This window comes from Nostoc sp. FACHB-110 (assembly GCF_014697425.1).
In the GTDB taxonomy this organism is placed as follows: Bacteria; Cyanobacteriota; Cyanobacteriia; order Cyanobacteriales; family Nostocaceae; genus Nostoc_B.
Window position 1 is genome coordinate 69,611 of sequence record NZ_JACJRU010000020.1, and the last position, 21,120, is coordinate 90,730.

A 21,120-nucleotide genomic window follows, 5' to 3' on the forward strand; every position below is an offset into this window, starting at 1 on the left:
TTATGGCTTTACTTACAGATTATACTTGGGCAACTAAGTACGACTCTGACACATTGAGTCTAATTAAAGATTTTTACGAACCTGCGCTTAGTTGTGCAGTACGTTATGAACGTTCTACAGGATTTTTTTCTGCACGTATTCTTACCCTAGCTGCACGAGGAATTGAGGGGTTAATCCGTAATAACGGAACCATGCGCTTAATTATTGGCTGCACTCTAGGCGAATCAGAGGTAGAAGCGATCGCACGAGGTGAAAAACTTAGAGAAGTAGTAGATCGTTCTCTATCTAATTTTCCCTTAATCCCAGAGAATATCGAAGAAGCAGACGCATTAGAACTTCTGTCTTGGATGGTGGCACAAGGTTATTTAGAGGTGAAACTTGCTTTACCTTGTGGTTCTGAGCGTCAGCCAATACCCGTACAAGGAATTTTTCACGAAAAAGCCGGAATTATTGAAGACAAAGCTGGTAACAGACTAGCATTTAATGGCAGTGTCAACGAAACAGCCAAAGGCTGGGCAGGGAATTGGGAGAGTTTTCATGTCTTTACTGATTGGAGTGGAACAAAACTCCATTTAGATGAAGAGGAACGAGGGTTTGCTAAACTCTGGACAAACCAAGCCAAACGCTGTTTAGTCATTGACGTTCCTACGGCGGTAAAAGCACAACTCCTCAGTTATCTCCCACCTATTGATCAAAAACCGAAACGATTAGAGGGAGTTGAAGAATTACAAGTTAGCACTCAGCACACTGTAGGTATAGGTACTGCTGGTGCTACAACTCCTCAAACTGATGAAAAAGCTGGCGACGAAAAGAATCAACCTCTAGATTTACAAGAACAATTTAAACAAATTTGGCGTTTAATACAGTTTGGCCCTGCAACTCCTGGACAAGGCGATCGCGTTGGTGAAGCAACTTGTGGAATCACCCCATATCCTCACCAAGTCAAAGCTTTCCAACGCCTTTATCAAAACTGGCCTCCCAAACTTCTCATCGCGGATGAGGTTGGTTTAGGTAAAACCATTCAAGCTGGATTATTAATTCGTCAAGCTTGGTTAGCTGGCAAAGGCAAGCGAATTCTCATCCTAGCCCCCAAAGCTGTTCTCACTCAATGGCAAATTGAACTTAGAGAAAAATTTAACCTCAATATCCCTATATATGATGGAAAAACTTTGAGTTGGTATGATTGCCCAGCTTTGAGAGTGCTAGGTAAGCCCATCATTAAACCAGTCAGTCGTCAAGAATGGCACAAAGAACCAATTGTCATTACCTCCAGCTACTTGATGCGGAGGGCAGATCGGGCAAAAGAATTGCTTAGTGAAGCAGAACCCTACGATTTGGTTTTCCTTGACGAAGCACATCATGCCCGTAGACAAGGTGTGAGTGGCCTTCAACCTAAAGGGCCTAATCAATTATTGCGATTAATGCAGCAGTTAAAACATAGAACTCAAGGTTTAGTTTTATTAACTGCAACACCCATGCAAGTTAGTCCTATAGAAGTTTGGGATTTACTCAATTTACTAGGGCTACCTCAACAATGGGATCTTCAAAGCTTCCGTCATTTCTTTGATTATGCCAGCACACTCAACCCTAGCCACGATCAATTTGAATTTATGGCACGATTGTTTCGTGCTGTCGAAGCGCAGTTTGACGAAACACCTCTGGAAGTTGCCCAAAAATTTGTTTCTGGTAGTAGTAAATTAGCTACAAAAAAAGTGCTGCAAGCACTTAGAGATGAAGCTACATTGCCCAGAAAACAACTCAGCAACGAAAGAAGACGAGATGCGATCGCAATCATGCGCTCTAACACTCCCGTCAATCGTTTGATTTCGCGCCATACCCGTGAACTATTACGTCGCTATTACGAAGCTGGAAAAATTAGTAGTCGTATCGCTACTCGTATAGTTGAAGACGAATTTGTAACTTTAACTGCTGCTGAAAGAAAAGTCTATGAAGCAGTTGAAGACTATATTTCTACTACCTATAATAATGCTTCTCAAGCTGATAAAAACGCTGTCGGCTTTGTCATGACTATTTATCGCCGTCGGTTAGCCAGTAGCTTTGCTGCTTTAGAACATACCCTAAATCAAAGAATTGATACTATCAAAATTGGTAACGATTCTCAACTTGAGCCTAATGAAGAAAACCTGTCTGATGATGAAAATGCTGACGAAGCAATGGATACTGAAGAAGCTAGTCAGTTAGAGATAAAAGCATTAAAGGCAGAAGAAGTACGTGATTTAGAATTTTTATTAGTACAAGTCAAGCAACTCCCACCTGATACTAAAGCTCAGATTATACGGCAGAAAATCCAACAGCTTAGACAACAAAATTATCAGCAAATAATAGTATTTACTCAATATACTGATACTATGGATTTTCTGCGTCAGTATTTAGTAGAAACTGAGAAATATAAAATTCTTTGCTTTTCCGGACGCGGAGGAGAATTAGGTTTAAGTAATGGTAATTGGCGAGTTATTTCTAGAGATGATACTAAGCGAATTTTTCGGGAAGGTAAAGCTGATATTCTTTTGTGTACAGATGCAGCAGCCGAGGGCTTAAATTTTCAATTTTGTGGGGCATTAATTAACTATGATATGCCCTGGAATCCTATGAGGGTTGAGCAGCGAATTGGCAGAATTGACCGCTTAGGGCAAGCCTTTGAGAATATTAAAATTATTAATTTACACTATGAAAATACTGTAGAGACAGATGTTTATTTGGCTTTAAGAGAAAGGATTGGTTTATTCTCTCAGTATGTGGGTAAGTTACAGCCTATTTTAGCCACCTTACCTAGAAGTATTACCAATGCAGCTTTATCTAGCCGTACTCAAAACGAAGAACAACGAGCAACCCTGGTTAGTGAATTAGATAGCAGCATTCGTCAAGCAAAAGAGGATAGTTTTGATTTGGATGTAATTACCGAAGCTGATTTAGAAGAACTTCCACGTCCAGAACCATTATATGATTTAAAAACCTTAGACAAAATACTACAAAGTCCTGCTTTATTACCTCCTGGCCTTGACGTTCAACTCATGCAAGATGGCGAATACAAATTTTCCATGCCAGGAATGAAGGAAACTCTGCGAGTTACTACTAAGGCTAATTACTTTGACGAACACCCAGATAGTACAGAATTATGGTCGCCAGGGAGTCCTTTATTTCCTGTTGTTGATGGTATTGAGTAAAAACTATATACATTGATACTTCTTATCTTTTGCAACAATGAACTCACAGACTCTGTAAGTTCTAAAGCCTCAAAGCGGTATTTGCCAGGATGACCAATTATTATCTAGTGTGGTAAAATTCACTAGAGAAGACGACTCTCTAGTAAGTTTTGCCACACTAGACTTTATTTAATTAATCACTCTATAACAACAAGTACAAAAGTACAAAGTCAGCAACTCGGCGATAGGCGATCGCCCCTCTCATTCTTAGAGGAAACCCCAATCGCAACCATGTGAAAAGTAGCCTAAATATCTTGCAAATAAACCCATTTACCAGTACAAAGCCCATAGGCTTATTTGGTCAGTCTTAATGAATAAAATCTTGTTCTTGTGTACAGGTAACTACTACCGCAGCCGCTTTGCTGAAAACTTATTTAATTGGTTAGCCACCAAACAGGGGTTAGATTGGCAAGCTGACTCCAGAGGATTAGCACTTGAGCGCGGTGTTAACAATGTGGGGGCAATATCCCGGTATGCGGCTGAGGCTTTAGCATTGCGCTTGGTGAACCTACCTGATGAACGGTTTCCACTAGCAGCCAGTGAGCAAGATTTTCAATCATCTACTAGAGTTATTGCCTTAGATGAGTTGGAACACAGACCATTAATGAATGAGCGGTTTCCTCAATGGGCAGATGCTATTGAATACTGGCTAGTTCATGATATAGATAAAACCTCGGCAACAGTTGCCCTTGAGCAAATTGAACAACATATACTGCAACTCATAGAACAGTTAGCTCAAAGTTAGTAGCTGCAAAATTACTTTAATTGTGTAGTTGCGATTACACAGACTATCAACTCAGTTAAAACTACAGATAAAGTGGTAATCATGAGCGTTGAGGACAAACATTTAGATGTTCTACAGAATATAGAGTTTGCCATCATGCAAGTCTATCAAGAAAGACCGGATTTGATTGATGCTGAGGTAATGACAGCAATTGAATCATTAATCCGCGTTTATAGTGCCGAAGCTCAAGGTAGGTCAGGCGCATCACGTCCAATTAGAGGAATATCAGCCCAAGTCGCTACACAAGTAAAGGCGATTTGTGAATTACGCTTAGGGCGAACCTCCATTTCAGATGAAACTGACCAACCGCTTGACGAGCAGATGACAAGCAAAACTGTGACAGAAATTGTAGACTGCCTCAAACGAATTCAATCGTCAATTAAACTGTGGACTAATAAAGGTGGGCGGCAAGGATATCTCAACTTTATCAAGCAGTTTTTTCAATCTCAATGACGCACCCCCATCAGATTCTTAGAGGAAAAATGTACAAGAGCGATGGCGTAACCGCCCGCCGAAGGCGATGAGCTACGCTCCACCGTAGGTGATAGCTTTTGTGGGTGGGCATCACACTTATTCAATTACCATCACCAGATAGAGTTAGAAAAGGAAAACTAATGATAGTTTGAAATGATGGAAAGTTCATCTCAGGTTAATTTATCCCATCATCTTCTTGCTGATTTCCATAAATTAATAAAAGACTCTGTAAGTTACAAACTCCGTAAGTTACAAATTTAATGAGCTTCGTAACTCATCTTCTGTAGTACCTTGAAGTTCTGAAGCTTTACTCAGCAGTAAATCTACTGCAACACGAATCAACGTATTGTCTGTAAGTCTCTCACCACCTTTTACTCGTTTTGTTCTATTCAATTTCCGGGTGAGATCGGTAAGTGCGTCAATCTGATCCTGCCTCAATCGTGTTTCCTTACGCTCCAATTTTAAATACTTCGGAAGTTCGGTACTCTGTAAGTCTGTATCTTTCAGACTTTGTAACTTTGTAGCTTTGTTGATTTCTTCACTCTCCCGCTTAATAGCAATTTCCTTAGAGGAAACAGACTCTGCAATTTCCGAAGTCTGTAAGTTTGTAATATCGTAAGTCTGTTGTTCTGTAACTTTATCTCGCACTTCACTTAGAGTTTCCACTAAACTATCAGACTTTGTAACTTCGGTAGTCTGTAAGTCTGTAATATCGTAAGTCTGTTGTTCTGTAACTGCTTCGGGTGTTGAGTCTGTTCTACTGGAAAATCCAGGTTGACTTACAGGCTCTGCAACTTCCAAAGTCTGTAAGTTTGTAACTTCTTTTGTTTTTGAATTTGTTCTGCTTGAAGATTCCGGTTGACTTACGGGTTTTATAACTTCCGAAGTCTGTAAGTCTGTAATATTGTAAGTCTGTTGTTCTGTAAATTTATCTTCTATCTCACTCGGAGTTTCCGGTTGACTTACAGGCTTTGTAACTTCCGAAGTCCGTAAGTCTGTAAAGTTGGAAGTCTGTTGTTCTATGGCTGCTTCTGGTGTTGAGTCTGTTCTGCTTGAAGATTCCGGTTGACTTACGGGTTTTATAACTTCCGAAGTCCGTAAGTCTGTAATATTGTAAGTCTGTTGTTCTATAAATTTATCTTCTGCTTCACTTGGATTTGCTGGCAAACTTTCGGACTTTGTAACTTCCGAAGTCTGTAGGTTCGGCTCTCTGATTTTCTGCGTTTCTTCTTGGACGAGATCAGATAAACGACGGCGAGGCTTAGGCATGAGTATTCACCTCTCTTAAAAGCTCGTCAGCAATACGCCGATAATCCCCTTCAGCTTCACGAGCCACTTTAGAGCGAACTTGAGTGATTGGTATGCCATCAAGAGCAGCTTGCTCATGAACAGCATAAGCCCTAACAAACCCGTTAAATGCAGGAATACCCCCTTGCATCAATGCTTGTTGAGCATCAAGCGCCTTACCTAAACTACGCGGATCAACACGGGTTAATAAAACTCTAAACTTAACTTTTGCTGGCATTATTGATGCTTGTACTGTTTCAATTAGCGCCTGAAGATCCATTGGGGCTGGCGGAGATGGCAGCACAACAAAATCAGCTGCATCGATAGTAATTTTCAGTGCATCAAAGTGAAGTGCTGGGGGAGTGTCCACAATAATAAAATCAAAGCCTTTTACCTTTTTAAGTTTTAACAACTCATTCGTATCTGTTTCCTTGGCTAGTTCAAAATCTCGCTCATTGCGCTCTGTCCACCAAGTAGCAGAACCTTGAGGATCTGCATCTACTAACAATACTTTTGATTTCTCAGCAAGGATGGCGGCTAAATTGACGCTAGTTGTCGTCTTAGCTGACCCCCCCTTTCCGTTCACAATAGCAATAATACGCACATCCTGACTCCGTAACTCAGTTAGTCTGTAAGTTAGTAACTCTGTAAGTTTGTAAGTAACGAATATACTAACTTACAGAGTTTGTATTTCAATAGTACGCTATAGGGCGGACAAGACCAACTTGGTTTTTATCTGGCTGACATCACCAACAGGGAATTATGATCAGCAGGCATACAGGCTGGGCATTATGGCTATAACAGAGCATTGTGTAAAGAAAAAACTTACAACCTCAATGCTGACCCAAAAGTAACCCAAGCAATGTTAAAACGATTTAACCGTGCTATGGCAGAACTGACGGCGGTGGTAGAGTATCTTGAGGAATAAAATTAATACGCTAGAAAATAAAGTAATCTGTAGACTTAGGTATCTCCGCTTGGGTTACTACGAACCTATCCCAACTGCGGTTTCATCCTATAAATCTACTCTAGAAAATGTGAATTCGCTCCAAATAAACTGAACTTATTGTTAAATAAAAACAATGAATACTGAACAGATAGTCTTAGAAGTTTCAGGAGTATAAATTACAAAAACTCTCTTAGGAGATTTACAAAAACTCTCCTCTTACTCTGGAGAACCAATAGCATCTGTCTATGCAGACAATCTACTGCGTACCATGCGCTCGTTGTGCGACCAATTATTACCTTTTGACCGCTATACCGAAGTGGTTATGGCACTGTATGATGCACTTGCATTTTAAAACCGATGGATTGACTATACTGCAAATCAGTACAAGGGAGTTGGCGAATTACTTACATCTCTAATCAATCAAGAAATCATCAACAATTTATTAGTCGAATCAGCAATTTTAACTTTAGAAAACTTAGGCTTTCATACCCTACCGTTCGAGGTCAAATTTGAAGAAAGTTTGGATACTGATGAAAATTTAGATAGTTACTAATAATAGAATTACTCAAGATTTTGAGAAATTTTCTCATAGCTGTCTAGATGAAATGGCAACAAGGTGAAAAAATAGATTTACTCATTAACGAATTTATGGGTGTAAAAAAGCGCATCTGATTGAGGTTGATATAGTGCCAGTAAATGCTGATAAACCGCACCTATGGAAGCAAGATATTGCCCAGTCGGTAGATTTTTACAACAGTTGGTTCATGGAATTTGCTCCTAGAGCTTACCGGGATACTCGTATTGCTACAACCCAACAAGTAGAATCAGCTTTGCTTTGGACAGCCAATTTCACCAACATTACACCAGCCGTGCTGCGCCAACATCCCTTGGTACTGCCAATACTCCGCATGGCAACAGCACCACCCATTGCACGAGATCGCCTCATTGGACTAGCCTCTGTATTGCCCAACCTTGTGAAAAATATGGAAGAAAAGCAACGCATTCCGCCCAAAATGGACAGTACAATGCTGGATGCCGAGCTAGAAAAAATCGTTCAAGTCTTGGCGTGGCTGATAGACCCTGATATCTTCCCCTGGCTACAAACAATGCTAGAACCAACGGAAGCACAAATCCATAGAGCAGCAACAATTGTTGCAGACCGTCTTTGTGGTGCGCTAGCTGACCCAATTATTCGCAACGCTCAAGAACAGAGACAGCTAGCCACAATTAAGCAGTGGTTAGAAGAGCGGGGTTACTCTTACATCAGGGGAGGTACAGGAGTAAGATTTGAAACAATGCAGCCAGGAACCTTTGCGTTTCGACTGAATATTCCTGTCAGCTTGCAGTCTGGTAGCAAACAAATCAACATTCCCATTGACGCAGTAATTATGCCCTCCCAGTCCCAAACAGGAGATTTACCTTTACTAATTGAAGCTAAATCAGCAGGGGATTTTACCAATCCCAACAAGCGACGCAAAGAAGAAGCCATTAAGGTAGCTCAATTAAGGAGCAACTACGGTAATCAAGTTCGTTTTGTTCTGTTCCTTTGCGGTTATTTTGATAGCGGTTACTTGGGTTATGAAGCTGCGGAAGGAATTGATTGGTTGTGGGAACATCGCATTGAGGACTTAGTATTATTTGGTGTATGAACATAACTAAGGCAACTGAACAAACAAGGCTGTTGCGCCAATTGCAACTAGATGAAGCCAAAACCAAAATTGAACGTAACAAGCTCGGACAGTTTGCTACACCAACAGATTTGGCCTCCGACATTTTGAAATATGCTTTGAAATTATTTCCTGCACATCGTAAAATCCAGTTTCTCGACCCAGCTTTTGGCACAGGTTCTTTCTACTCTGCATTATTACGAGAATTTACCCCATTACAAATTGCTTCAGCAGTAGGTTACGAAATTGACCCGCACTACGGGTCAGAAGCAATTTCCCTTTGGCGTAACACGCCATTAAAATTAAATATTACTGACTTTACCCAAGCAACATCACCCCAAACTGACGCTGAAAAAGCCAACTTAATTATTTGCAATCCACCCTATGTGCGACATCATCATTTAAGCCAAGTTGAAAAGCAGCGATTACAAAATAAAACTCTTGAGATCACAGGTATAAAACTCAGCCAGTTAGCTAGTATTTACTGCCATTTTTTGTGCATTGCAGATGCTTGGATGGCTGATAATTGCCTAGCTGGGTGGCTAATACCTAGTGGATTTATGGACGTAAATTATGGACAAAAACTGAGGGAGTATCTGTTAAATCGGGTGACATTGCTACGTATTCATCAGTTTCATCCCCATGATGTGCAATTTGCAGATGCACTTTGTACTAGTGCAGTTGTTTGGTTCAAGAAAGCTTTGCCACCTGCTAATCATCATATTGAGTTTAGTTATGGCGGCAGTCTAGCAACACCCAATGAAAGAAAATTAGTTACTTGTGAGGTACTACGTTCAACAGCCAAATGGACAAAAATTGGAATTATTTCCAATCAAGTAAATTCTAATTCTCAGCAATTGCCACTAAAAGATTTATTCACAATTAAACGAGGTTTGGCTACAGGAGCTAATGATTTCTTTGTACTGACACCAGAACAAGTTGCGGCATATCAAATTCCAACTGAGTTTTTAAAACCAATTCTGCCTAGTCCCCGCTATTTAACAGTTGATGAAATTGCAACTGATAGTATGGGGCATCCCATTTTAGAGCAGCAGTTATTTTTGTTGGACTGTAATTTGCCTTTATCTGAGGTGGAATCAAAGCATCCTTTACTTGGAAAATATCTCCAAAAGGGAGTAGAAAATGGAATTAGTGACCGCTATCTTTGCAAGCATCGCTCCCCCTGGTACGCACAAGAAAATCGCCCACCTTCCCCATTTCTTTGTACCTATATGGGTCGTCAAGACACTAAAAGAGGCAGACCCTTTCGATTTATTCTCAATCACTCCCAAGCAACAGCTACTAACGTTTACTTAATCTTGTATCCCAAACCTATTTTGAGTAAAGCACTGGCACAAAATTCGCAATTACTAGAGTTAGTATGGCAGGCTTTGAATCAAATTTCCGATGAAATGTTGATGGGTGAGGGTCGCGTGTATGGGGGTGGATTATATAAGTTAGAACCAAAGGAATTAGGTAATGCTATTGCCTCGATTCCCTTATCGTTTTAACGGATCTGTTGATTTCATCCTGCCAACTAGACACCATCAAACCAAATCCGCCAACACACTACTCACCTTCAACTGGTGCTGCTGTCGATTATCGTCATAAATCATCAACGTCTCCAACTTGATGTGCCGACTCATCTTCTGCGCCTCCCGCATCCAACGCCGCCGTAATTGAACTGTGCCGAATGCGGTGCGGTGATAACGGCTTAGTGATATTCGCCTGTTTGGCCCGTGTTCTCACCATCTTGGCCAGCCCCGTATCTGACAAAGGATGCCCCGGCGTATTTTTATCTAACGCCACAAACAACGCATCTTTAGTGGATGCCAACCCCCGAAACGCCAACCAACCAATAACAAATTGCATCCCTAGTCTTGGGAGTTAAATCAATCGCCTCTCGCTGACTACCCCTGCCCTTACCCAAAACCATGAGTTTGCTATTTTGACGGTCAAAATCCCCTATCTTTAACTTGGCAATCTCCCCTCGGCGCAGCGCATTATCCCACAGCAAGCGCAGCAGCGCATAATCCCTGACCCCCTTAGCCGTTGACCACCTGTGACAGGTTAAGAAAATTGCACATTTGTCAAGGGGCTGCGAAAAAAGGGGATAGATTCAGCTTGGTGACTGGTTTTCGCAGAGCTTTGACTACTCCTAAATCTTGATTCTCTTTAGAGGAAAATCAGTCTATCGAGTGTAGACGGCAATTGCATATCAGCACTTGCGATCGCATCAGGGACGGAAAATATGAAAAACAGGTAGACCATCTAGAAAAAGACAAAAAATATAAACTATATAAACTGTTTTAATTGTGAGAAAGAACGAATAGCCACGCGATCGCACCCACACACATCGTAATTAGTGTTTTCGCCCATATTCTTTAAAGAGAGATAACATGATTGCAAAAAGTACAGTGTAACTGAGGCGGGGCTTCATCTTTTTGCTGGCGCAAAAAAACCTTAAATTGATCACAGGTACACCTGGGGCAAGAGATCGCACTAAGAGTAGCCTGAGTGTGAAGTGAGGGGACAGTTTGAGTCAGGCTAGAGATTTCATCGGAGTTTTCGCCTACTTCTGCTTTCCAAGCATCAATCACCAATTTTCGATGAAACTCTGTTCCCTTGCCTTTAATCCAATCACGAATGTGTTTTGGAAGTTTAATGCAAGCAGGTTTAGGGTGTAGGCTATCTGGCTGGGGTAAAAATTTTCCGTCCTCACCTCGCATACAAGAATCATCAATCAAATAACAACATTATGGAAAAGTATGGCACAGCCAACAAATTTAACTTGTAAATAGTTTGTAAAAGATGATGAGAGGGATAGAAAAAGATGATGAAGACCTTGGTATACAGTGGGATACTGCCGAAGACAACCGTATACGGCGAGACAAAAATCAAAAATTCAGGTAGATATAACAGTAAAAGCATTGATATTGATAAAATTTCCACATCATAGCTATTGATTTGTATCAATATAACCACTGTGAAAGGTAGGAAATTCATAGTTGTGATTGAGGATTCAACTATCAAAAGTTAGAGATTGAAAAGGTTAACAAATATATAGCTACTTGCAATATCTTTGCTATATCTTTAAATTTATGATATTTGTATTAAAGATTCTTTGTAACTGATAAATATTGAATTTCAAAAGTGCAAAGAACAGTGAAGCTTTTTGTCCATGCAGAGAATAATTTCCCAATAATCCTACATTCTTTGGTTGGAGAATTTATGAAGAGAACCAAAGCGTCAAGAAATATAATTCAATTGATTTACAAAGCACGTTGGCAATTAATTTCATCAGCAACAACGCTGTTAATAGTATTAGAGTCAAGACCGGTAAACGCACAACTATTTAATAATGCAAGAACAGCAATGACGTGTATGATTAACAGTGCATCATCAGGGAGTGGTATTAGCACTGGGGTGTTAAATAGTCTGCCAACAATACTATTTACGGCATTAACAATAGTGCTGTTTGGCTACTTCTGCTTTTCAGTTTTCCAAGGAGTAGCGGCTTATGGACGTGGAGAAGAAGTATCCAACGTCATACAGCAGCCAATATTTACTTTCATATCCGTGATCCTCATCGTATTATTTCAGAATTTGTTATTTGGCACTGGGGTTTGTACTACTTAGTTTGTCAGGATTCAGGAAGCAGAAGCTAGGAGTCAGAATGTTGAAAGAATAAGCAAAATCCGTAAGAATACATCCGTCAGAATCCAGGAGCCAGAAGGGTTAAAGAATAAGAAGAATATTTGATGAATCAATTTACTAAATTACTAAATACTTCTAAATTCTGACTTCTGAATGGCAGTTGCTTTATGCCGGGAAACCCGTCCACCGCACTGCCTCCTCCTGGGTGCTGAACTCTTACCAAAATTCTTCTGAATCAATAGATGGATTATGCGTTTATTGCTTTTAAATTCTGACTTCTGACTTCTGAATGCTGAATTATTACGAATTATAAATTCTGATGTGAACATGATTAGCAAGTATTAAAGCTCTATGAGATCAGAAATAAAAAAAATCAATCAGAGCTTAGGAGAAAGCCCAAAATTTGGCCCATTCACAGGCAGACAGTTTGTGATTTTTGCGGGGATATTCTGTCTGGTATTTGGATTACTGTATCTAATAATCGGCATAAATGTATTTTGGACATTAGGGTGTGCATTTTGGGCGAGTTTTTCAGTAGCACTGTTATCAGGAGATCAACCGCATATATATTGGTCAAAGATGTACCCAGTTGTCCCAAGATGGACAAGAGGATATGCAACCTATACATCACCCCAGGTAAAAAAGAAGGTAGGGACGAAAAAAGTAAAACTAACACGTTCATCAAAACCAAAAGTTCTCAATCCATTTGAAGACTGGCTAGATTTAACAACAATAGTTCGGTTAAAAAAAGATTCGTATCTGATTGGGGCTTATTTACTAAGTAAAAAAAATCTAGCCGAGAGTAGCAATACCTTACAGTTAATATTTGGCTTTTCATGTACAGGGATTCATCCGATATTTAATTCAGAACAAGAAATGGAAGAAATAGCGAGAGCTTTTGAGAGTAGTTGTAAAGAAATTCCTCAAGGGGAAAAAGTTACTTTTAGATGGAGTTCTTTCTGCGATGATAGCGATGCTGAACAGTATTTAATGCAGCGAATTAATAATCCACCTTCTTTAGAATGTGAATTTTTAGATTGGGGAAGATTAGCCAGAACCCAAAAGCTAACAAAGTCTAAAGCTAGGAAGAATATCAAATTAAATGTTTATTGGTCATTTACTATAACTTCAGAAGCCTTAGAAACAGCAGACCCAGTAGATAAATTTTTACTTAAACTGTCAAACTTTTTACAAAGAAGGTTTACGGATTCAGGAGTAAATCAGCTAACGAAAAAACGGCTAACCCAAATTTTAAATAAAGCATTAGAAACGTCTTTAATATATCAGCAGATTCTCACGCAAATGGGCTTAAAACCCCAGCCGAAAACGGATAAAGAGATGTGGAGAGAACTTTGCCAGAATATCGGAGCTAAAGAGGTGATAATCCCGCATACATTAGTATTTGATGAACAAGGATTAAGAGAAGAAATTGATGATAAAGCAGCGTTTGATAAGCCGATTGATATTATCAATCAGCCGCACCTAACGTCAATAGTTTTAAATAAGGGTGTGCCGTTTGCCGATAAAAAATGGATATGTTTACCGAAAGGAGAAAACAATAAATATGTAGGCGTAATGGTACTGACGCGCAAACCGGAAATTTTTGCTTCTACTAAACATCAAATCCGGTTTTTGTGGGAGATATTCTCCCGCAATAATATTTTTGATGTCGAAGTGATCACGGAATTTTCTCCGGCTGATAAAGGCATAACACGCGCAACTCAGCAGATGATAACAAAACGGTCTAGAGCTTTGGATATAAATGTACAGCAGAAAAAATCAATTGATGTTTCGGCACAAATAAATGTGGAACGTTCAGTAGAGGCACAACGGCAACTATATACAGGGGATATACCATTAAATTTGAGTTTAGTAGTTCTGGTTTATCGAGATACACCAGAAGAAATTGATGATGCTTGTAGATTAATTTCTGGGTACGTTTACCAGCCCACAGAGTTAGCGCGTGAGATTGAATATGCTTGGTTAGTATGGTTGCAAACTTTATTAGTGAGATTAGAGCCAATATTGTTGCGACCATATAATAGAAGATTAGCGTTTTTTGCCAGTGAAATATTAGGATTAACGAATATAGTTCAAAATAGCCCAGCAGATGAAAAAGGATTTGAGTTAATTGCTGATGAGAGTGATTCGCCAGTCAAAATTGACCTGTCAACAACTAAAAATATATTAATTCTGGGTACAACAGGTTCAGGCAAGTCAGTATTAGTATCGTCAATCATTGCCGAATGCCAAGCTCAAGATATGAGCGTGTTAATGGTTGATTTACCAAATGATGATGGAACAGGGACATTTGGAGACTATACACCGTATCACAATGGCTTCTACTTTGATATTTCCAAAGAATCTAATAATCTAGTCCAGCCTTTGGACTTGTCAAAAGTCCCGGTCAAAGAATGGGAAGATAGGCTGCAAGCACACAGAAATGATGTGAATTTGATTGTGCTTCAATTAGTGCTAGGTTCGCAAAACTTTGACGGTTTTTTATCGCAAACAATCGAGTCACTGATTCCACTTGGCACAAAAGCCTTCTACGATGATCCTGACATTCAAAGACGTTTTGCAGAAGCGAAAAAATCCGGATTAGGTTCTGCGGTATGGGATAACACCCCAACACTTGCAGACATGGAAAACTTTTTTACGAAAGAGCAGATTAAATTGGGCTATGAAGACGAAAATGTTGAGAGAGCTTTAAATTATATCCGCTTACGGTTCCAATACTGGAAAAATAGCAGTATTGGGAAAGCCATTTGCCGACCTTCTACTTTCGATACAGATGCCAAGCTGATTACCTTTGCGTTGACTAACTTGCAATCAAGTAAAGATGCAGAAGTGTTTGGGATGAGTGCGTACATTGCTGCCTCCCGCCAATCCTTATCAGCACCAAATAGTGTGTTCTTCATGGATGAAGCCAGCGTACTACTACGGTTTTCGGCATTATCACGACTGGTAGGGCGAAAGTGCGCTACTGCCCGTAAAGGGGGCTGCCGTGTGATGTTAGCAGCACAAGATATTCTATCGATAGCAAATTCAGAAGCAGGAGAGCAGATATTACAAAATATGCCTTGTCGTTTAATTGGGCGCATCGTACCAGGGGCGGCTAAAAGTTTCACAGAACATTTAGGAATACCAAAAGAGATTATTAGTAAAAATGAAAGTTTTTCTGCCAATCTCAAACAGCTATATACGCTGTGGTTGTTGGATTACAAAGAGAAATATGTACGCTGTCGATACTATCCTTCTTATGCAATGTTAGCGTTAGTAGCCAACAGCAGAGAAGAACAAGCAGCCCGTGACAAATTTAAAGCAATGTACCCGGATAAATTTAAATGGGTAGCCGAATTTGCTAATTACTATGTGGAATGTATTCAGCAAGGTAAACCATTATGAAAAAGTTAGAGATTGCTACTAAATTTGCATATTACAAAGTCTTTTTGGCTATTTTGGGAGTTGTAGCTTTAAGTTTATATTTAGGACTTTGGAAATGGAATAAAGAACAAAATGAAAAGTACGTAGCTGAACGGGAGGAAGCTTGTCAACAGTCTATAAAAGATGCTAGTAATAATGTCCTAAGTAATAGATTTTTAAAATCTAATTATTATGCTAATTTGATGCAGAAAAAGCCTAAATTTAAACTAAAACAACCCGGAATAAATACTGATTTTCAAGCCAATAAAGACTATATTTTAATGTATTCTCAACCAGCATCTTTAATACCAAAAAAGCCAAGATATGAAGGAAGATTATTTGAAAAATTATCAAGAGAAACTGATAAAAAACCGCCTGCCCCATTGATGGTTACTGGTAAAAAACTTTTAGCAAACAGAGTAGAAGTAATATCAGCTTGCTCTCCCCAACCTTTTACAGTCTCTTTGGAAAATTTATATGAAGTTACTCAAGCAATTGATGTTAGCCCCTTTCTGCCGCCGTTTAGCAGTTTTTAGCCTTTTTATAGGTGTATTCATTGTTTGTTCTGCTTTACCAGTTACAGCTAAATCTTCATTCTTGCAACAATTACAACAAGTAATGGTAAGCCTACAATCGTACATTGATTTATATAAACAAGAATTTGGTAAGAAACCAGAAGGCTCTAATAATGATGAAGATAACAATGAAGATTTAGAGATAGCCATCACTTCTACAAATGGAGTTATGGGCATACCAGATCCATTAGCAGCAGGTAAAAATATTAAGGTAATAATTCAAAAAAAAGATAGTGATTTAGTCCAGACCGATACACAAAGTGAAGGTGAAAATACTCAAAGGCAGTGGCATCAAGCTTATACTTATGGGCTATCTGGTTCGGTTTTAGGTAGAGAAGGGCAGCAGACCCAAGCACAAGAAGCCGAAATAAGTAATTACGCTGTAGAAACTTCATCTGCGTTATCTGACGAATCACAAAATGATGTGATTACTCAAGAGATTTTGAAAAAAATGGCTATACAAAATTTGCAAACAGCCATTATGACCAAATCAATTCATAGTGAGTCACAAAAACAAACTAGAGCGTTATCAGCAGCAAATATTAACTTGAGTGATATTTCTAGTAGGTTAGATGAACAAGCTAGAAAAGAACAGGCTCAAAGTAATTCTAGTGCTATGCAAATCTTAGGGACGGCTGCTTTTGCTGATGCTTTTTGGGAGCAAAGCAATGCTAATAAATAAATTGACTTGGTACTGGCTGCAAATAACTGGAGATACGAATGCAGAAGATATTGTAGATGGAGCGATTAATGGCTCTCGAATGGTTGTCTCTGCCTTTAACCAAGACTGGGTAGATTTAGCTACTGGACAAAGTGAAGTTTATAAGGCAGTGGTAAATGTTGCTGCTTTAATTGGAGTAGTTTTAGTTTCATTTTGGTCTATTAGTTGGTACTCTCGGTTAGCTCAAGAAGGATTAAATAATGAGATTCTGAATGAAATGATTTATCCATTAATTGTTTGCTTGATGCTGACAATTAATAATGGAGACTTATTAGCTAATACATCTTTAATGTTTCGCAATGTAGCCATAAATTTGAATGATAGAGTATTAAGTATAACGAGGAATGGAATTACCTTAAGAGATGCAATTCGTACAACAAATATGGATCAGGCATTTGCACTGTCTGTCCAAGCACAATTACAAGAGTGTGAAAAAAAACCAACAAACGGAAGAAATGCGGAAGGAGAACCTATAAATCCTAGAGAAATATGTCAGAAAGAAAAAACTGATCAAATTAAGGAACAAGCTCAAAAGTATAAAGAAAAATATGGTTTATCCTCATACTCAAATAGCTGGAATCCAAAAGAAATTGCCGGACAATTTGTTAACTCAGCCGTGCAAACTCTCTCATGGCTAATATTTAGTGGTTTGCAAGCAGGGTTTCAATATGTTGTACAAATTGCATTCTTAATGAATGCTTACATAGCACCTATATTTCTAGTTTTATCCTTGTTACCTATGGGTGCTAAACCGATTTATGCTTGGATGGCTGGGTGGTTAGCACTTACCTTAATATTAATGTCCTACTCTATAGTTTGTGGAATTGCTGCTAGTGCGATTGTGAATGCTAGTAATAGCAATCCGTTATTTTTGCAATTAGTACAAGCGATTCTGTCACCAATTTTAGCAGTAGCGATAGGTGCAGGAGGAGGGATGGCAACCTTTTCTGGCTTTTCAAGTAGTGGCAGGTTAATTTCCGGGAGAGTATTTAGATGAGATTACTGGAAAAAAAAGAAATTAACTTTTCGCCTTTAATATCGATAGGGCAAACAGCAATTTTGATACTTTTATTTTTTATCAGCCTAAGTATATCAAGTAAGTTAGGGCAAATTGTTAGCAATAAACAAACTTTAGTAGAACTACAAGATGGAACACCGATTAGAGCGATTCCCATAGGAGCAAAAGAGCGCACTGACCAAGCAATCATGAATTTTGTTGGTCGGACAATGAGTAATTTGATGAGTTGGAATGCTGTACCAAAATCAGATGAAAATTTAGACCCAAGAAATTTAAAGCTAGATCCGGGTGTGCCAGTAGGAGATAAAAAACTAACAACAAATACATGGGGTACAGGATTTGCATTATCAGAAGATTTTCGCGCGAGTTTCTTAAGAGAAATAGCAGGATTAACGCCATCTGAAGTATTTACGGGAGAAACCCAATCAGCTTTGTTAGTGCGTTATATATCGCCACCTGAGAAAATATCTCTTGGTCAATGGCGAATAGATATAGTGGCTAATTTAGTAATTTTTAAAGGCAAAGACCAAGCAGGCAAAGCAATTTCATTTAATAAAACGGTGTTTGTCAGAGCTATTGATACTCTACCATTACCAAACAATCCTTCAGCCCAGATGTTAGCAGCTTATAACGCACGAAAAGCAGGAATGGAGATTTACCGCATTCAAGACTTAGATTTAGGAAGGTAGCTTTATGCCAAACCAAGTTGTAGAGCAAGAGCAAAATCCAGCGATGAAGGCTACCAACGGTAATGGCCGTAGCCAAGAATTTGCACGGATGAATGGAGCAGAAGTTAAAGGGCAAGAAACTGATTCAAAAACATTATCTCAACCAACAGACAATGGACAGCCAAACGAACCAGAAGAAATTGTGACGACTCGCCCTGTAGCTTCGCATCCTGTTTTGAAAGGGCTAACAATATCTGGAGGAGTATTAATAATAGTGATTGTGTTTGGGACAATGATTAGCTCACTGACAGATGCTTTAAATTCCCCTAGTAATCAACCCGACACTAGGAGTGCGAAAACTCAGACCAGTAAAGCCAGCAATGAAAAGGATGAAGAAGGAGACTTAAAAACAGCGATCGCTATTACATCTCAGAAAGGGGAACTACAGGCACTCGTGAAAAAAGATAATGCTGTACCAGCAAAGCCATCACCAACGCCATCAGTAACAATGACACCGACAACTAGGGCGGCGGTCACAGTGAGAGCGCAGCCAGTAGCACCAAGACAGCCGCAAGTTTACCAAGCACCACCGCCACGGCCGATTGTGGCAAGAGCAACTAGAAGCGATCAGACTGTAAATAGTGCGCCACCCAGAAGGCAATTTACAGCCGCCCCTGCCGCTACTCCTCAACCACAAGTGAAACTCAACAATCCTCGACCATTAGTAGCTAGGTCTACCCCAAAAGACCCGATGCAGGAATGGTTAGCAGCAGGAAACGTAGGGATTTATTCTTCTAATAATGATGAAACCAACTATGATCCGCCAGATATAAAGAATGCTCAGGTAGAAGGCGGTACAGGAGTAAAACCAGTCAATGCTTCCTATCCAAATCAGAATCAAAATACATCTAGTTCAATACCTGCTAATTATGGAGGTAAACAGGTATTAGTTGGAACTCGTGCCGCCGGGGTGATAGAAACACCACTCGCATGGGTAGGAAGTAGTAATCAGGCACAACAAAATAGCTTAATTAAATTAACTCAGCCCCTGAAAGGATTTGATGGAGGAGAAGTGTTGCCGAAAGGGAGTTATGTTGTAGCAACTATCAGCACGACTAATTCAGAAGTGGTGCAAATGAAAGCAACATCGGCACTAATCAATAGCAGTGGAAGAACTTTAGAAAAACAATTGCCAGCAAATTCTATTTTGATATTAGGGAAAGATGGCAATTTATTAAAAGCTAAATCTCGTCAAGGAGGAAATAATCTAGGTTCTTCACTTATGGCATCTTTATTATCGGGATTATCGAAAGCAGCAGAGATTCAAAATCGAGCTAACACACAGTCAACAATTAGCTCATTAGGTACGACAACAACGACGATAGATAATCCAGATAAAAACTTAGTAGCTGGTTTTGCTCAAGGTAGTCTTAATGAAGTTTTAGAGAGAATGAAGAATGCCAACGAGCAGCAATTAAGAGGACTGGAGCAGCAACAACAAGTTTTCGTGATTGAAGCGGGAAAGCAAGTACAAATTTTCGTGAATCAATCAATTTCAATATGAAAATCATAGCTGTTCTACTGGCAACTACGCTAGTTGGTAATGCGGGCATATCTGTAGCATTACCAGCAGCGAGAAATGTATATTCACAGGATGCACAAGCAAGCAGTAGTAGAGGAATAGATTTAAAGGTTTGGAAAGGATACGGGTTAACAATTAACTTCATAGCTACAGGAGAAAAAATCAAGCAAGTTTGGTTAGGAGATCCATCAAGATTTGCATTAACTTCCAATGGGAATTTATGTCAAAGAAGTACATCATCTAATGATGAAAGCTGTGGGATAGGAGGAGCTACAGTATTATTTATAAGACAGATAAAACCAATTAATTTTCCTTCGTTAACCTCCTCACAAGATGGGAGTACAATAATTACAATTATTACGGCTAGTGCCGAGGGAGATAAACATTATCAATTTCAGCTAACTCCAGCCAGTGGGAAACCATCTTATACAAGTTTAATGATTCGTCCTGAATCGGAAAAACCGTCACCGATTCTGCGGCAACCAATATTAAATACAAGTAGAAAAACACCTCAGTTAGTAACAACAAATCCACCTGTTCAACCGCCAAAAAGACCTGTAACAGTTAAAAAACCTGAAATAACAGCCAAGCCAGTTACCCAAGAAAGAACAGAAACGAGAAGTAACAATATACCTCCTAGTAGTTCACCAACCCAAAATTGCCGTGTAGGTCGAGCAGGGGGAGCAGGGGGAGAAAACTCTTCCCTTCCCAGCCCCCCAGCTTCCCCATCCCCCCCTGCCTGCCACCATGTAAAGTTCTCTTGGCAGACTCCTAGTTCTACAAATACTGCAAATAATTCAACGACTAACCCAGTCTTACCTAAGCTAGTAACTAGGGGTAATTCAATCCCTAGAAATGATGCTAATGCTTTAGCTTATGGACTAACACAAGCTGTCTCTAATAAAGAAATTAAACCTTATTCAAGCACTTGGCGAAAACTGCAAGATGCGATTCGATTACTACGCAGAGGTAAAAGCCAAAAAGAAGCGATTTCTCTATCTGGTGTGCCAGCCAAATTATTAGAAAACTTAATAAATAGAGGAAGATAAATACCAATTCGCAATTCGCAATTCGCAATTCGCGGCGGA

Annotated in this window: 17 protein-coding genes and 1 pseudogene; 14 read left to right on the plus strand and 4 right to left on the minus strand. The window is 39.5% G+C overall.

All coding sequences use genetic code 11. The features are described from left to right. Positions 1-2: 2 nt before the first annotated feature. From H6G69_RS18795 to H6G69_RS18805, 3 genes are all read left to right on the plus strand, one after another. Entirely contained in the window at positions 3-3,185 is a 3,183-nt protein-coding gene (locus H6G69_RS18795; protein ID WP_190690587.1) for a helicase-related protein, read from the plus strand. Between the two features lie 349 nt (positions 3,186-3,534). After that, on the plus strand, positions 3,535-3,969 hold the full coding sequence (locus H6G69_RS18800) for a low molecular weight phosphatase family protein (protein WP_190690590.1): 435 nt from the start codon (positions 3,535-3,537) through the stop codon (positions 3,967-3,969). Between the two features lie 81 nt (positions 3,970-4,050). Next, positions 4,051-4,461 (plus strand): hypothetical protein, encoded by a 411-nt coding sequence (locus tag H6G69_RS18805; protein ID WP_190690592.1) that lies wholly within the window; start codon positions 4,051-4,053, stop codon positions 4,459-4,461. Positions 4,462-4,731: 270 nt separating this feature from the next. Here the strand turns inward: H6G69_RS18805 and H6G69_RS33545 are convergent, their stop codons facing one another. Both H6G69_RS33545 and H6G69_RS18815 read right to left on the minus strand, forming a co-directional pair. After that, positions 4,732-5,751 (minus strand): hypothetical protein, encoded by a 1,020-nt coding sequence (locus tag H6G69_RS33545; RefSeq protein ID WP_199336112.1) that lies wholly within the window; start codon positions 5,749-5,751, stop codon positions 4,732-4,734. Next, entirely contained in the window at positions 5,744-6,373 is a 630-nt protein-coding gene (locus H6G69_RS18815; protein ID WP_190690595.1) for an AAA family ATPase, read from the minus strand. Before H6G69_RS18815 ends, H6G69_RS33545 begins: the two co-directional genes overlap by 8 nt. 520 nt (positions 6,374-6,893) lie before the next feature. On the opposite strand from H6G69_RS18815, the pseudogene H6G69_RS33985 reads away from it, so the two are divergent. The 3 genes and pseudogenes from H6G69_RS33985 (at position 6,894) to H6G69_RS18825 (ending at position 9,896) form a co-directional block, all read left to right on the plus strand. Then, positions 6,894-7,271: pseudogene (locus tag H6G69_RS33985) on the plus strand (hypothetical protein). A gap of 133 nt (positions 7,272-7,404) precedes the next feature. Beyond that, a complete protein-coding gene (locus H6G69_RS18820) occupies positions 7,405-8,367 on the plus strand; it encodes a XamI family restriction endonuclease (RefSeq protein ID WP_190690598.1) in 963 nt (320 codons plus the stop codon). Then, entirely contained in the window at positions 8,364-9,896 is a 1,533-nt protein-coding gene (locus tag H6G69_RS18825; RefSeq protein WP_190690600.1) for an Eco57I restriction-modification methylase domain-containing protein, read from the plus strand. Before H6G69_RS18820 ends, H6G69_RS18825 begins: the two co-directional genes overlap by 4 nt. Positions 9,897-9,990: 94 nt before the next feature. Here the strand turns inward: H6G69_RS18825 and H6G69_RS34415 are convergent, their stop codons facing one another. Both H6G69_RS34415 and H6G69_RS34420 read right to left on the minus strand, forming a co-directional pair. Next, a complete protein-coding gene (locus H6G69_RS34415; RefSeq protein WP_277883417.1) occupies positions 9,991-10,257 on the minus strand; it encodes a tyrosine-type recombinase/integrase in 267 nt (88 codons plus the stop codon). Continuing rightward, complete coding sequence (locus H6G69_RS34420; protein WP_277883418.1) at positions 10,208-10,402, minus strand: hypothetical protein; 195 nt, start codon at positions 10,400-10,402, stop codon at positions 10,208-10,210. The genes H6G69_RS34415 and H6G69_RS34420 overlap by 50 nt, the downstream gene beginning before the upstream one ends. Before the next feature lie 1,367 nt (positions 10,403-11,769). Here H6G69_RS34420 and H6G69_RS33665 point away from each other — a divergent pair. From H6G69_RS33665 to H6G69_RS18870, 8 genes are all read left to right on the plus strand, one after another. Then, positions 11,770-12,024, plus strand: a complete 255-nt coding sequence (locus tag H6G69_RS33665) for a hypothetical protein (RefSeq protein WP_206757648.1) — start codon at positions 11,770-11,772, stop codon at positions 12,022-12,024. A gap of 369 nt (positions 12,025-12,393) precedes the next feature. After that, positions 12,394-15,450 (plus strand): helicase HerA domain-containing protein, encoded by a 3,057-nt coding sequence (locus tag H6G69_RS18840; RefSeq protein WP_190690612.1) that lies wholly within the window; start codon positions 12,394-12,396, stop codon positions 15,448-15,450. Next, positions 15,447-16,004, plus strand: coding sequence for a hypothetical protein (locus H6G69_RS18845; protein ID WP_190690614.1), 558 nt, complete (start codon positions 15,447-15,449; stop codon positions 16,002-16,004). The genes H6G69_RS18840 and H6G69_RS18845 overlap by 4 nt, the downstream gene beginning before the upstream one ends. After that, entirely contained in the window at positions 15,946-16,725 is a 780-nt protein-coding gene (locus tag H6G69_RS33550; protein ID WP_199336114.1) for a hypothetical protein, read from the plus strand. The genes H6G69_RS18845 and H6G69_RS33550 overlap by 59 nt, the downstream gene beginning before the upstream one ends. Continuing rightward, on the plus strand, positions 16,712-17,761 hold the full coding sequence (locus tag H6G69_RS18855) for a hypothetical protein (RefSeq protein ID WP_190690616.1): 1,050 nt from the start codon (positions 16,712-16,714) through the stop codon (positions 17,759-17,761). The genes H6G69_RS33550 and H6G69_RS18855 overlap by 14 nt, the downstream gene beginning before the upstream one ends. Continuing rightward, positions 17,758-18,471 (plus strand): hypothetical protein, encoded by a 714-nt coding sequence (locus H6G69_RS18860; protein WP_242072108.1) that lies wholly within the window; start codon positions 17,758-17,760, stop codon positions 18,469-18,471. The genes H6G69_RS18855 and H6G69_RS18860 overlap by 4 nt, the downstream gene beginning before the upstream one ends. Positions 18,472-18,475: 4 nt before the next feature. Beyond that, positions 18,476-20,014 carry a TrbI/VirB10 family protein gene (locus H6G69_RS18865; RefSeq protein WP_190690618.1) on the plus strand — a complete coding sequence of 513 codons (1,539 nt, stop codon included), beginning with the start codon at positions 18,476-18,478 and terminating at the stop codon, positions 20,012-20,014. After that, positions 20,011-21,081 carry a hypothetical protein gene (locus H6G69_RS18870; RefSeq protein WP_190690620.1) on the plus strand — a complete coding sequence of 357 codons (1,071 nt, stop codon included), beginning with the start codon at positions 20,011-20,013 and terminating at the stop codon, positions 21,079-21,081. Before H6G69_RS18865 ends, H6G69_RS18870 begins: the two co-directional genes overlap by 4 nt. The last annotated feature ends 39 nt before the right edge of the window (positions 21,082-21,120 follow it).